The sequence below is a fragment of the Glaciihabitans sp. dw_435 genome, from assembly GCF_018449675.1.
GTDB lineage: Bacteria > Actinomycetota > Actinomycetes > Actinomycetales > Microbacteriaceae > Glaciihabitans.
In genome coordinates this window covers 137,239-150,548 of sequence record NZ_JAAVUZ010000004.1, presented here as the reverse complement: position 1 = coordinate 150,548, position 13,310 = coordinate 137,239, and the positions used below count along the sequence as shown (strand labels likewise).

The 13,310-nt window shown below is 65.0% G+C and carries 12 protein-coding genes and 2 tRNA genes; 5 read left to right on the top strand and 9 right to left on the bottom strand.

Annotation, left to right across the window (positions count from 1 at the left end; all coding sequences use genetic code 11):
• Positions 1-26: 26 nt before the first annotated feature.
• Complete coding sequence (locus HB677_RS07590) at positions 27-1,373, top strand: NtaA/DmoA family FMN-dependent monooxygenase (protein ID WP_213815078.1); 1,347 nt, start codon at positions 27-29, stop codon at positions 1,371-1,373.
• A 13-nt stretch (positions 1,374-1,386) separates the two neighbouring features.
• Here HB677_RS07590 and HB677_RS07585 read toward each other — a convergent pair whose 3' ends face one another.
• From HB677_RS07585 to clpX, 3 genes are read right to left on the bottom strand one after another with little or no spacing between them, the layout of a single operon-like run.
• A complete protein-coding gene (locus HB677_RS07585) occupies positions 1,387-2,160 on the bottom strand; it encodes a hypothetical protein (RefSeq protein ID WP_213815077.1) in 774 nt (257 codons plus the stop codon).
• Between the two features lie 27 nt (positions 2,161-2,187).
• Positions 2,188-3,333 carry a benzoate/H(+) symporter BenE family transporter gene (locus HB677_RS07580; RefSeq protein WP_307852533.1) on the bottom strand — a complete coding sequence of 382 codons (1,146 nt, stop codon included), beginning with the start codon at positions 3,331-3,333 and terminating at the stop codon, positions 2,188-2,190.
• A 36-nt stretch (positions 3,334-3,369) separates the two neighbouring features.
• Positions 3,370-4,647, bottom strand: a complete 1,278-nt coding sequence (gene clpX / locus HB677_RS07575; protein ID WP_213815076.1) for an ATP-dependent Clp protease ATP-binding subunit ClpX — start codon at positions 4,645-4,647, stop codon at positions 3,370-3,372.
• Positions 4,648-4,842: 195 nt separating this feature from the next.
• Here clpX and HB677_RS18390 point away from each other — a divergent pair, with 195 nt between their 5' ends.
• Positions 4,843-6,321, top strand: coding sequence for a YcnI family protein (locus HB677_RS18390; RefSeq protein ID WP_255546346.1), 1,479 nt, complete (start codon positions 4,843-4,845; stop codon positions 6,319-6,321).
• A 5-nt stretch (positions 6,322-6,326) separates the two neighbouring features.
• Positions 6,327-6,977: a copper resistance CopC family protein gene (locus HB677_RS07565; RefSeq protein ID WP_213815075.1), complete on the top strand. Its 651-nt coding sequence runs from the start codon at positions 6,327-6,329 to the stop codon at positions 6,975-6,977.
• A gap of 74 nt (positions 6,978-7,051) precedes the next feature.
• Here HB677_RS07565 and HB677_RS07560 read toward each other — a convergent pair whose 3' ends face one another.
• Positions 7,052-7,726 carry an ATP-dependent Clp protease proteolytic subunit gene (locus HB677_RS07560; protein ID WP_275950898.1) on the bottom strand — a complete coding sequence of 225 codons (675 nt, stop codon included), beginning with the start codon at positions 7,724-7,726 and terminating at the stop codon, positions 7,052-7,054.
• 8 nt (positions 7,727-7,734) lie between these two features.
• Complete coding sequence (locus HB677_RS07555; protein WP_213815074.1) at positions 7,735-8,352, bottom strand: ATP-dependent Clp protease proteolytic subunit; 618 nt, start codon at positions 8,350-8,352, stop codon at positions 7,735-7,737.
• Positions 8,353-8,472: 120 nt separating this feature from the next.
• Here HB677_RS07555 and HB677_RS07550 point away from each other — a divergent pair, with 120 nt between their 5' ends.
• On the top strand, positions 8,473-8,970 hold the full coding sequence (locus HB677_RS07550; protein WP_255546344.1) for a tetratricopeptide repeat protein: 498 nt from the start codon (positions 8,473-8,475) through the stop codon (positions 8,968-8,970).
• Here the strand turns inward: HB677_RS07550 and HB677_RS07545 are convergent.
• The 3 genes from HB677_RS07545 to HB677_RS07535 form a co-directional block, all read right to left on the bottom strand.
• The gene (locus HB677_RS07545; RefSeq protein WP_213815073.1) at positions 8,960-9,547 is read right to left on the bottom strand and encodes a phosphoribosyltransferase family protein; all 588 of its coding nucleotides are present in this window, start codon (positions 9,545-9,547) and stop codon (positions 8,960-8,962) included. The two genes, HB677_RS07550 and HB677_RS07545, sit on opposite strands and share 11 nt — an antisense overlap.
• Positions 9,548-9,647: 100 nt before the next feature.
• Complete coding sequence (gene tig, locus HB677_RS07540) at positions 9,648-11,096, bottom strand: trigger factor (RefSeq protein WP_213815072.1); 1,449 nt, start codon at positions 11,094-11,096, stop codon at positions 9,648-9,650.
• A gap of 49 nt (positions 11,097-11,145) precedes the next feature.
• Positions 11,146-11,219, bottom strand: a tRNA-Pro gene (locus tag HB677_RS07535).
• Positions 11,220-11,396: 177 nt separating this feature from the next.
• Between HB677_RS07535 and HB677_RS07530 the strand changes: the two genes are divergently transcribed.
• A tRNA-Gly gene (locus HB677_RS07530) sits at positions 11,397-11,470 on the top strand.
• 195 nt (positions 11,471-11,665) lie between these two features.
• Here the strand turns inward: HB677_RS07530 and HB677_RS07525 are convergent.
• Positions 11,666-13,297: an MFS transporter gene (locus tag HB677_RS07525; RefSeq protein WP_213815071.1), complete on the bottom strand. Its 1,632-nt coding sequence runs from the start codon at positions 13,295-13,297 to the stop codon at positions 11,666-11,668.
• Between the last annotated feature and the right edge of the window lie 13 nt (positions 13,298-13,310).

Below are 13,310 nucleotides of genomic sequence, written 5' to 3'. Positions count from 1 at the left end.
GTGGTTCGGGTCAGTTGACTGTGCATATGGAATCGTCACGGCGCGTGTCATCCGCTTCCCCGTCCGGTCGTGCCGATGGGCGAATGATGCGCCTCGGCTATTTCGTCAACTACGGCGGTCCCGGAGCCTGGCGCCTTCCGGGGAGCGGCATCGAGCGGCAGAGCGAGCACGCCTACTACGCAGACATCGCACGGGCACTCGAGGCGGCGCGCTTCGACTTCCTGTTTCGCGGGGACCTGCTGTCGTTCTCGGTTCCCCAGGCGGAGACGAGTGTCGCCAGCTATTTCGAACCGCTCACGTTTCTCGCGTCCCTCATCCCCGTCACCGAGCGCCTGGGGCTCGTCGCGACAGTGTCGACATCGTTCAGCGAGCCGTTCAACGTCGCCCGGGCATTTGCGACTCTCGATCACCTCAGCGGCGGGCGCATCGGCTGGAACATCGTGACGTCGGGCCTCGGCGCCGAGCAATTTGGCGAAGCGGCTCTTCCCGATGAGTCCGCGCGCTATGCCCGGGCCCGCGAGTACGTGGACGTCGTGACCGCACTGTGGCAGAGCTGGGACCGGGACGCGATGGTGCTGGACCGCGCGAGCGGACAATATGCGGATGCCTCGAAGATCGGTACCATCGACCACCGCGGTGACCACTTCACTGTCGCCGGGCCCCTCAACATCGAGCGGTCACCCCAGACGCATCCGGTTTTCGTGCAGGCCGGCGGCTCCGATCTCGGGCGGGCGTTTGGTGCCGACGTCGCGGAAATCCTGTTCTCCGCCTCCCCCACCATCGACGTCGCTCGTCAGTACTACACAGACATGCGGCACCGCATTGCCGCCGCCGGACGCGTGGCGGATGACGTGGCCGTGATGACAGGAGTGAGTCTCATCATCGGCACGACCCGGGCAGAGGCGCGGGAACTGCAGCAGTACTTCCGGGATCAGATCGACCTGGTCGCCGGGGTGCGCAGTGTCGAGTCACAACTCGGGGTGTCCCTCGCCGACCTGGAGCTCGACGAGCCCATCCCGGCTGAGCGACTCGTCGGTGCGGGAGCGGGAGCAGCCCGCAAGGGCCGTGCCTCCCTGATGGTGGGCCTCGCCGCCGACCCCACGAAGACCCTCCGCGACGTAATCGTGGACATGAACACCAACGGGGTGTACTGGCAGCCGGTCGGATCCCCCGTCGACATTGCCGACGCCCTGGAGACCTGGTTCACCACCGGCGCCGCCGACGGCTTCATGCTGACGCCCGCACACTACCCGGACGGGCTCGGACTGTTTCTCGAGGAGGTCGTGCCGATCCTGCAGGAGCGAGGGTTGGCCCGCACCGAGTACGAGGACGGGACGTTCCGCGAAAATCTCGGCCTGGTTCCCATCCCCTGACGCCGTCCGCGCGTTATCGAACCAGGGCCTCCGCCGCCGCGGAAACCAGCGATTCGGGGCTCACGCCTCGCGAGGTCGCCAGCGCGGCGAGCTTCACGGCGATGTCGGGACTGACCGTCACGGTGAGAGTGGTGGGCGCTGTGTCGGCCGTGACGGTGCCTGGCACCGACGGGATCGCGACCTGCGGGACATCCCGCACAAAAATTCCGACGACCGGCACAACGATGGTGCCAAGCACATCGAGAATGGCGATGACTCCGACGAAGCGCCAGTAGCCGTCGCCTCCGTCGAACCCGGAGATGAGTATCGGAAGGCAGATGAGAATGGCAAGAAGGGCGATCATGACGAGCGTCGCGTACAGCGCCGCCCGGAACGGCCGGTTGCGGCGTGCGGCCAGAAGAAGAAGCAGATTGGCGTGGGCGAGGCTGAAGGCGATCGTCGCCAGCACTCCCAGTGCACGCAGCCAGCCCTCGATCCAGTCGCCGACGTTGCTCCAGTCGGTCCACACGAGGACGAGCCCCACCACGGCTGCGGCGGCGCTGACGGCGATGCCGACAAATCCGACGAGTTGAATGCGACGACCCACCACCGCGAGATGGCAGAGCGAGGTGACGGCAAAGCCCGCGACGACGAGCGTGGTCAGGAGTGTCTTCCCCTGCACCTCGCCGAAACCGCTGAAGAGGGCGACGATGCCGACGAGCGCCGTCAGGGACAGCGACACGATGATGGTGATGATCGCGATCCTGCGGGCGCCGCGCACAGCGGACGGTGCTGGTGTGGTGGTCATGCGCCCCACCCTAGGGCCAACGAGCAGTTAGGTTCGGGGGACGCTCCGACGCCGCTCCCAGCCGAGCCAGGCCATCACGATCCCGCCGACGAGGAGTCCCCAGAACGCCGACCCGACGTTGAGCACCACAATCCCGGATGCGACAACGAGGAAGGTGGCAATGGCGGCGACCCGGTGGGCCGGCTGCTCGAGGGCCGTGGTGATCGCGCCGATCAGGGCCCCGAGGACCGCAAGGCCCGCCACGGCGGTGATGAGGATCGGTGGAGCCGCCGACACGAGAGCCGTGGCGAACCCCGCCACCAGGCCGAGCACCAGGTAGAAGACTCCCGCGGAGAAGGATGACACCCACCGGCGTTCCTTGTCGGGGTGCGCCTCCGGACTCGCCATGATGGCCGCGGTGATCGCGGCGAGGTTGATGACGTGACCGCCGAAGAGTGCCGCGGCTCCCGACACCGCTCCGGAGCCAACGAGGGCAGCGCGCGGGGGAACCGTGTACCCGAACGAGGACATCACCACGATGCCGGGCACGTTCTGTCCGGCCATGGTGACGACGAACAGTGGGAGGCCGAGGCTCAGGACAACCACCGGGTCGAAATGCGGCACGACAAAACTCAGCTGAGGCGAGAGGTGCGCGTTCTCTGTCCACGAACCTCCCGCGGACACGAGGATCATCACGATGGCGACGACCATCGCCGCCGGTACCGCCCAGCGCGGGGCCAGCCGGAACAGGACCAGCCAGGTCAGCACGATCGGGATCGCGTACTGCGGCAGTGTGACGACGGCGGTGACCGGAGCCAGACAGATGGGAAAGAGAATGCCGGCAAGCATCGCACTGGCCAGGGGTTTGGGGATGCGCGTAATCGCCCGACCCAGAGCCGGCCATAGTCCGCACAACACGATGAGAATCGCGCAGACGAGGAAGGCACCGACGGCGGAGGCGAAGTCAACGTGACCGGTTGCACCGGCGGCAATGAGAAGCGCAGCTCCCGGTGTCGACCACGCGAAGGAGATCGGAATGCGCAGCCACAGGGTCAGCGTGATGCTGATGGCCGCGACCGCGAGACACAGCGCAAACAGACCGGACGATGCCTGCGCCTGGGTGGCGCCGACGGCCTGAAGCCCGGCGATCACCAGGGCAAACGAGGTGGCAAAGCCGGTGATCGCCGCGACGATCCCGGCCGAGATCGGCTGGAAAATGGCCGTGCGTTACTAGGCGGACTTTTCCGTACGAAGTACCTCGCGAGGCACGATCGTCGGAGCGGCGTTGTCGAGCACTGTCTGCTTCGTCACGATCACGCGGGCAACATCGTCGTTCGACGGGATGTCGAACATGATCGGCCCGAGCACTTCTTCCATGATGGCGCGCAGTCCGCGGGCACCCGTCTTGCGCAGGACCGCGAGGTCGGCGATGGCCTCGAGCGCGTCGAGGTCGAAGTCGAGTTCCACCCCGTCGATCTCGAACATGCGCTGGTACTGACGCACGAGCGCGTTCTTCGGAACCGTGAGGATCTCCATGAGCGCGACCTGGTCGAGAGGCGTCACCGTGGTGACGACGGGAAGCCGGCCAATGAATTCGGGAATGAGTCCAAACTTGTGCAGGTCTTCGGGAAGAACCTCGCCGAACAGGTTAACGTCGTCGCCCTTGCTGTGCAGAGGAGCGCCGAAGCCGATGCCCTTCTTACCCGCACGCTGCGAAATGATCTCCTCGAGGCCGGCGAACGCGCCCGCAACGATGAAGAGCACGTTCGTCGTGTCGACCTGGATGAATTCCTGGTGGGGGTGCTTGCGGCCGCCCTGCGGCGGAACCGATGCGACGGTGCCCTCGAGAATCTTCAGCAGCGCCTGCTGAACTCCCTCGCCGGACACATCCCGCGTGATGGAGGGGTTTTCGGCCTTGCGCGCGATCTTGTCGATCTCGTCGATGTAGATGATGCCGGTCTCTGCGCGCTTGACGTCATAGTCGGCGGCCTGAATGAGCTTGAGGAGAATGTTCTCCACGTCTTCGCCGACGTAGCCGGCCTCGGTCAGCGCCGTGGCATCCGCTACAGCAAAGGGAACGTTGAGGCGTTTGGCGAGGGTCTGGGCGAGGTAGGTCTTGCCGCACCCGGTCGGCCCGATGAGGAGGATGTTCGACTTGGCAATCTCGACATCGTCGAGGAGGGCGTCGGCGGCACTCAGCGTGCTGTGCGCGCGAATGCGCTTGTAGTGGTTGTAGACGGCGACGGACAGGGCGCGCTTGGCGGCATCCTGCCCAATGACGTATTCCTCGAGGAACGCGTAAATCTCGCGGGGCTTGGGCAGGTCGAACTCGCTCGACGCCTCTTCGCCGGCCTCGGCCAGGCGTTCCTCAATGATCTCGTTGCACAACTCGACGCATTCGTCGCAGATGTACACACCAGGCCCAGCAATGAGCTGCTGCACCTGCTTCTGGCTCTTTCCGCAGAAAGAACATTTGAGCAGATCGGCGCTTTCCCCGATTCGAGCCACGGTCGCTCTCCCTCAATTCAACGTGCTACGTCTACCGAGCCTAACCCGTGCCGCCGACACGAGGCTCCCCGGCGACATAATCGGTCTTCGGCGAGCCGCAATGTGACGGTCGCGCCGCCTCTCCAATCCATTCTTGCCTCGCCTCCGAACTCTTAGCGTTGTGGCACGATACTTACTGGGAAGGTCGGGTTCGACATGACAACGAGATGGATGCGCGTGCTTCGCGGCACCCTCGCGTCGGTCGTTGCGACCTTTGTCGCCGCCTTCTCCCACGTTCTCGCGGGGGGCGCGATGCCGAACCTCTGGGCGATTTCGCTGTCCTTCGCGCTGTCCACCCTCGCGTGCATCGCCCTTGCCGGTCGGGGGTTGTCGCTGTGGCGCACCATCGCGTCGGTCGGGTTCAGCCAGGTTCTCTTCCACGGACTGTTCAGTTCAATGGGGGCTGCCAGCACCGGGACATCCGCGTCCATGACGATGACGATGTCCGGGCACGCCGGCCATGCCGATTCGGTTCTCACCGTCACCGGTGATGCACTCGGATCCGCGACCATTCACACGCCGGCCATGTGGGCAGCTCATGCGATAGCTGCCGTCATCACGGTGGTTGCCCTCCGGCACGGCGAGCGTGCGTTCTGGACCCTGCGCTCCACCGCGTCCCTCTACTTTTCCCGTCTGCTGCGGGCCGCGCACGCGGCGCACATTGCCCGGGATGACTCGCCCGCCCGCATCGGTTGCACCGGGTCAGTTCTCCCCCGCGACCTCCGCGTGCTGTTTTCCGCCCTGCACCACCGCGGCCCGCCGTCCCTCGTCGTCGCCTACATTCGCCGCCCACCTCGGGCATGCCCATCTCGGGCTGGGGCACTCGCCCCGCCGCACCCGCGGCACATTCGCTCCACCGGCGGCAGCATGCCCACGCGCCATGCGCCGCCCTCCCCTTCGGTCGTTACCACGACCCGCACACCAAGGACCACCATGAAGAAAAGCACCATCACCAAGTCCGCCACCGCAGTGATCGCCGGCGCGTTCCTGGCGATCGCCGTTCCGCTGGCCGCCAGCGCTCACGTGTCGATCAGCCCAAACACCGCCGCCGCCGACAGCTACTCGGTCATCACGTTCAAGGTGCCGAACGAGTCGGCGACCACGACCACCACGAAGCTGGAGGTGACGCTACCCACGGATCATCCGTTCCTCAGCGTCAGCTACGTCCCGGTTCCCGGGTGGACAACGCAGCTCGTCACCACGAAGCTTGATACCCCGGTGAAGGCCGACGACGACGAGATCACGGAAGCCACGACGAAGGTGATCTGGACGGCCGCAGCCGGATCAGAGATCACGGCAGGACAGCTGCAGCAGTTCAGCCTGTCCCTCGGCCCGGTGCCGGATACCGGCAGCGTCACCTTCACCGCCGACCAGACCTACAGCGACGGAAAGGTCGTCAGCTGGAGCGAGACCGGAGACGACGCCGAAAACCCGGCTCCCGTGCTGTACATCAACGACGAAGCTCCGGCCGGACAACATGGTGCCGCGACGGCCACCCACACGGAAGCGGATGCCTCGACAGCGTCGGCATCCTCTGACGACCTGGTGGCCCGGGTGCTCAGCATCATCGCGCTGGTCCTCGGTGCCGTCGGCCTCGTCCTCGGCATCACCGCCCGACGCAAGAACGCCGCGTAGTCGCGATGTCACGGTCACGACTCACCTGGGCGACCAGGTTCCCGGCCCTGCTTGCCTTCGGTGGGCTCGTGGCCGCTGCCACCGTGCTCGGCACCGCCACGGCGGCCCAGGCGCACAACTACCTGGTCTCCTCGTCGCCCGCGGCGAACCAAACCCTGACGGAGTTGCCAGCCACGTTCGAGATCACCACCAATGAGGACCTGCTGAACCTCGATGGCAAGGGCGCGGGATTCGCGCTCCGCATCGTCGACGCGAAGGGTCTGTACTACGGCGACGGTTGCGTGACGGTAAAGAACGCCACCATGAGCGTTGCACCGCAGATTGGGGCCGCCGGCAGCTATACCGTCATCTGGCAGGTGGTCTCGGCCGACGGACACACGGTCTCTGACGAGTTCCCCTTCACGTGGGCACCCGCGGATGCGTCAGCGCCGGTTTCCACGGGTACGACCACCCCGCAGACCTGCGGTGGTACCTCGGGCGGGGCGGCTCCCGCCGTTCCCGAGTCGACAGCGCCCGCGGCATCCGCTGCTCCCGCAAATGCCGACCTCGGTGACGTGTTGTGGATCGGAGGCGCCGTTGTGGCCGTGGGTCTCGCGATCGGCGTGACGATCTTCGTTGTCGGACGCCGCAAGAAGGATGAGCCGGCGAAGAAATAACCTCCGGCGCATACAACAACGGAAGGGCCGCTCCCCGTGGGGAACGGCCCTTCCGTTGTTTGTGGTGACGCTCGTTACTTGACGAGCATCGGGAGGTTCTTGCGGCTGGTCAGCACCTGGTCGATCAGACCGTACTCGAGAGCCTCTGCTGCGCTGAGGATCTTGTCGCGGTCGATGTCCTTGTTGACCTGCTCGACCGAACGGTTCGAGTGACGCGACAGCGTCTCCTCGAGCCACTCGCGCATGCGAAGGATCTCGCGGGCCTGGATCTCGATGTCCGACGCCTGTCCGCGGCCGGCGTCACCGGTCGAGGGCTGGTGGATGAGGATGCGGGCGTTCGGCAGCGCGAGGCGCTTGCCGGGGGTTCCCGCGGCCATGAGCACGGAGGCCGCGGAGGCAGCCTGGCCGAGCACAACCGTCTGAATCTGCGGACGGATGTACTGCATCGTGTCGTAGATCGCCGTCATCGCGGTGAACGAGCCACCGGGAGAGTTGATGTACATGATGATGTCGCGGTCGGGGTCCTGGCTCTCGAGAACGAGAAGCTGGGCCATGACGTCATCGGCCGACGCGTCATCGATCTGCACGCCGAGGAAGACGATGCGGTCTTCGAACAGCTTGGCGTACGGGTCCTGACGCTTGTAGCCGTAAGCCGTGCGCTCCTCGAACGTGGGGAGGATGTAGCGCGACTCGGGCAGGTTGCCCGCCATGCCGGAGGCACCAGCGGTGCCGAGGTTGAAGTTATCCATCGTCTTTCCTACTTGTCTGACGCAATGTCGTCGGAGGTTACGGACTCGTCGGTTCCGCCGCCACCAATGACGTCGGATGCGAATGCACGCATGTGGTCGACAAAGCCGTAGTCCAGTGCGCCCTGTGCGTCGAACCAGTTGTCACGGTCGTTGTCGATGAGAATCTGCTCGACGGACTTGCCCGTCTGCTCGGCGGTGAGCTCAGCCATACGCTTCTTCATGTCGAGAATGACATGCGCCTGCGTCTGGATGTCGGCGGAAGTTCCACCGAATCCACCCGACGGCTGGTGGAGAAGCACTCGCGCGTTCGGCGTGATGTACCGCTTGCCCTTGGTACCCGAGGACAGCAGGAACTGGCCCATGGATGCCGCGAGGCCAATGCCAACGGTCACGATGTCGTTGGGGACGAACTGCATGGTGTCGTAAATCGCCATGCCCGCGGTGATGGATCCACCGGGAGAGTTGATGTAGAGGAAGATGTCCTTCTCGGAGTCTTCGGCGGCGAGAAGCAGCAGCTTGGCTGCGATCTCGTTAGCGTTTTCGTCGCGAACCTCTGAACCAAGCCAGATGATGCGATCCTTCAGCAGCCGATCGAAAATACTGCTTACAAGTGCCGGTTCGGCCATTGTTGCGCTCCCATTCAGTTATTGCGTTGAGACGAATCTACTGGAGCCAACGTCGCCGTACGGCTGTGTTCGCCGTGGGCAGATCGGAGGGTCACTACGGGTGCGTCCTAAGCTCGTCGGATGAGCACATCAGCAGACGAAGACTGGGAGCGCGCGGTCGCCGACCTCTGGAGCATGGCGGCACGCATCTCTCCCGCCATCCTCATGGAAACGATGACGGATCTCGCATCGCACCGGCCGCACGACGACGCCGCGGCCCTATTCGAGCTCGCGAGCGCCTGCGATTTTGCCGATCACGAAACAGAGGCCGAACCGCTCTACCGCCGAGCCCTCGATGCCGGGCTGACGGAGCCACGCCGGGGCCGTGCCCTCATCCAACTGGCAAGCACGTTGCGCAACCTCGGGCGACCGACCGAGGCGATAGATCTCCTGCAGGACGGGTTTGCCGCGACCCCGGGGCATCCGCTCTCCGATGCCGCCCGGGCATTTCTCGCGCTGTGCCTCGCCGACACGGGGCAACAGAACCTCGCCATTGCCGTCGCGCTCGACGCGCTGTCCGGGCACCTCCCCGAGTACGCGAACGCCGTGCGGCGCTACGCGAACGATCTCACGCGGTAGGCGCCTCCGTCGGGAACAGGGGAATGGTGCCGAGCGATCGCACCAGGGCGGCCCGCTCCCCCAGTACGTCGCGCCAGTCGTCGCCCTCTTCGAGCAGCACGCCGATACCGACAACGATTGCGCCAGCCCGGTCGAGCAGTCGAAGAGCGGCGGCGACGGATGACCCGCTGGAAAGCACATCGTCAACGAACACCACGCGCTTGCCGGCGATCGCCGGGATCCGGGCCTGGTCGAGCAGGAATTCCGAGCCGCTGTCGCTGGTGATCGCCCGCACCGATTCGCGCAGGGCGTCGCGCAGGTGCACCTTCTGGGACTTCTGCAGGATGAGGTAGTCGTCGAGTCCCAGGTGGCGGGTGACCTCGATCGCCACGGGGATGCCGAGCGTTGCGGCGGACACGACTATCTCCGGCTCAAGCGGTCGCAGTTGCTCGGCAAGTTCGCGGCCGGCGACGTCGAGGAAGGCAACGCCGTGGTCGATCGTCATGAACAGCGCGATCGTCAGGGTATCGCTGACCGGCACGAGGGGAAGGGTGGCGGTCTGGCTGCCGATGCGGGCGTCGTAGGTGGCGGCGGTCATGCGGGTGCTCCTTGGTGTGGGTGAAAAAAGGACCCGCCACCGAAGTGACGGGTCCTTTCATCAGGACGCGCTGCCCGCCGAAGCGTGCGGCGCTATCCGACTAGCTGTGGTCGTGTCCGTAGTGCTCGTTGGTCGACTTGCGTCCGTGAGCGTCGCGCTGGGATGACCCGTGCGAGTGGCCCTCGTGCGAACCCTCGTTGGCCTGGGCGAGCATGCTCGCGGCGTCGGAGGTGTCGAAGCCGTCGTCGCCGGCGCCACCCTCGTCACCACTGGACATGGTGGCGGTGAACTCGGAAACGTCCACCTTCTTGCCCTTGGAGTCGACGACGTCGGCCTTGTCGAGGATGACGGCGAGTGCCTTGGCGCGGGCGACCTCACCGATCATGGCGGGGATCTGGCCGTTCTTGTCCAGAACCTGGATGAACTCGCCGGGCTCCATGCCGTACTGCGCTGCGCCCTGGATGAGGTACTGGGTGAGCTCGTCCTGGCTGACCTTGATCTCTTCCTTCTCCGCAATCGCGTCGAGGAGGATCTGGCTGCGGAACGTCTTCTCGCTGGACTCGGCGACCTCTGCGCGGTGCACGTCGTCTTCGAGGCGGTTCTCGTTCTCAAGGTGACGCTGCACCTCTGCCTCGATGAGCGCGGCGGGAACGGGGATCTCGACGAGCTCAACGAGCTTGTCGACGATCTGGTCGCGAGCCTCGGCGCCCTGGCCGAAGACCTTGGACTTCTCGATCTGGACCTTCAGGTCGGCCTTCAGTTCCTTGATGGTGTCGAACTGGCTGGCGATCTGGGCGAAGTCGTCGTCGGCCTCAGGAAGCTCGCGCTCCTTGACGGCGAGCAGGGTGACGGAGATCAGGGCGGTCTCGCCTTCCTTGTCGCCACCGAGCAGGGTGGACTCGAAGGTCGTGCTCTCACCGGCGGTGAGGGAGTCGAGGGCCTCGTCGATGCCCTCGATCAGCTCGCCGGAGCCGATCTCGTAGCTGATGTTGTTGGCCGTGTCGACCTCTTCGTCACCGATCGTGGCAACGAGGTCGAGCTGGGCGAAGTCGCCGGTCTTGGCCGGGCGGTCGACGGTCACGAGCGTGCCGAAGCGGCTGCGCAGGTTGTCGAGCTCGGTCTTGATGTCGTCGGCGGAGACGGTGGTCGCCTCGACCTCGAGCTTGAGTCCGTCGTAGTTCGGGATCTCGAACTCGGGGCGGATGTCGACCTCGATGGCCAGCAGCAGGTCGCCGCTGTAGTCCTTGACGCTGGGCCACTCGGCGATGTCTGCCTCGGGGCGTCCGAGAACGCGGATCTTCTCTTCCTCGACCGCCTGACGGTAGAACTTGTCCATTCCGTCGCTAACCGCGTGGTTAAGCACCTCTTCGCGACCGACGCGCTGGTCGATCAGCTGCGGCGGAACCTTGCCCTTGCGGAAGCCGGGAATGTTTACCGACTCGGCAATGTGGGTGTAGGCGTGATCGATGCTCGGGCGCAGCTCTTCCGGCGTCACAGCAATGTTCAGCTTGATGCGGGTGGGGCTCAGCTTCTCAACCGTGGTCTTCACGTTGTCGTTCTCCTGATGTTCTTCGTAACTGGTTAGCAATCCATTTATGTCGGGATGACAGGAGTCGAACCTGCGACATCTCGGCCCCAAACCGAGCACTCTACCAAGCTGAGCTACATCCCGTTCCCGTGTCACACACGGAAATCTCCGACACAACCACACGGTGACAAAGCATGCATCCCCGAAATGGCCTCGCCAAGTCTAGCTGAGTTGGGATGACACTCGGCTTGCGGTGATTTTGAAGCCGCGCGGTATGCATTAGGGTTGTACCGCACCAATGATCCTTACCGGATCAGGCGCGGGAATGTAGCTCAATGGTAGAGCCTCAGTCTTCCAAACTGATGACGCCAGTTCGATCCTGGTCATTCCCTCCACATTGCATGATCAGCAAGAAATAGGGCCAGAAGCGGATGTCGCTTCTGGCCTTTTTCCTGTCAACGCCCATCTACGACGCCTCGGGTACCGACTCCGTCGATGAGCACCGGGGCGACCCGCCGAATCAAGAGGCGCCCCGTCGTCGCTGCTCGCGGCGACAGCGCTACGCCGGTCGTCCGCGGTCGAGCCCGCTCCTACGCGGTAGGCGCCGAGGGATCGATCTGCGTCAGGTGCTGGACCGCAGGAATTCCTGTTGACAGCGCCCGGGCTTTGTCCAGTTCCTCCCGGTCAAATCCCGTCGTACGCTCCTCGTGCTGGCTCAGATGCTCCCGCCACGATCCCACCGAAAAAGCCTCGACGATCACGGCCGGGGTCTCGCGATCGTCGTACAGCTCCCACTGGCGGGCGCCGGTGCGCAGTCGTGTGCGCCGCACCCGTTGCATCTGAGCCACGAAGGCGACCCGGTCGTCGGTGCTCACCGTGTATCTGACGAGCACGAGAGTCTGGGCGTCATCGCTGATCGACAGTGGCGGCAGGTCGTCGACCGGTGGCACATCAGTGAGGGGAATAGTGACGACGCCGCGTTCCTTGCCCGCCGTGGACAACAGCGGCCAGAGCAGCTGGCTGGCAGCGACAGCCATGACTACCACTCCTGCCCCCACGCTGGTCGGAATCACCCCTGTGCTCTGGGCTGCCGCACCGGCGATAGCCGACCCTGCGGCCGTAGCGCCGAACAGCACCAGTTGATACACCGACAGCCCCCGGGACCGAACCCAGGCCGGCAGAAACGCCTGAACGGAACCATTCAGCGACGCGATCACTGCGATCCACCCGATGCCGCCGACGACCAGAACCAGCAGGGTGAGGATGATCGATGTCGAGATCGCCGATATAACCATGACGGCGCCGAAAGCGGCGGAGGCGATCAACACCGTGATGTTCGCGCCGAGTTTTGCCCGTGCCCGTGGCACGACGAACGCACCTCCAACCGACCCAACCCCCAGTGCGCCGAGGAGCAGACCATAGCCGTTGGAGTCCAGCCACAGCTGCGCGGAGGCGACGAGGGGCAGCAACGCCCAGAGCGCCGACGCCGGGACGATGAACAGAGCGAGCCTGCCGAGCACGCGACGAACCACGCCCGAGTTCCAGACGTAGCGCACCCCCGCCCGGGTTGCTTCGATGAACGGCTCCGGCCTGTGTGCCGGCGGCGAGTACCCCCTCCACGCGAGGAGTACCACGAGAAATACCGCAAATGACAGGGCGTTCAGCGCGAACACGAAAGGAATACCAAATCCCGCGATGACGATCCCGGCGAGTGCCGGTCCGATGGACCGCGCGATATTCACACCGATCGAGCTGAGCGCCGCAGCGCTGGGGATCACGTCACGAGGCACTATTTCCGGCACCAGCGCCTGATACGCCGGGCCCTGGATGGCGGATCCGGCACCGAGCAGGAATGTGAAGGCGAGCAGGAGGTTCGGCGTCATGCCCCCGGTCCACGTCATCACGCTGAGGACCACGCCGACCGCTACGAGGCTTGCCTGCACCGCGATGAGGAGGGAGCGTCGGTTGACGAATTCCCCCAGCACTCCAGCGGGCAGCCCGAGAAGGAGAAACGGAGCGGCCGACGCCGTCTGGATGAGAGCAACCACCGCCGTGTCGCTGTGATGCTCGACCAGAAACCATTGAGCGCCAACGGTCTGCATCCATCCGCCAATGCTGCTGACGAGTGATGCGATCCACAGCGCTCGAAAGAGCTTGATGCGCAGTGGGCCCAGAGCGGATGTCGTGGACGGAGCCGGATGGCTCGTCGTCGGCGTGGTCATGGCAGGTCCTCAG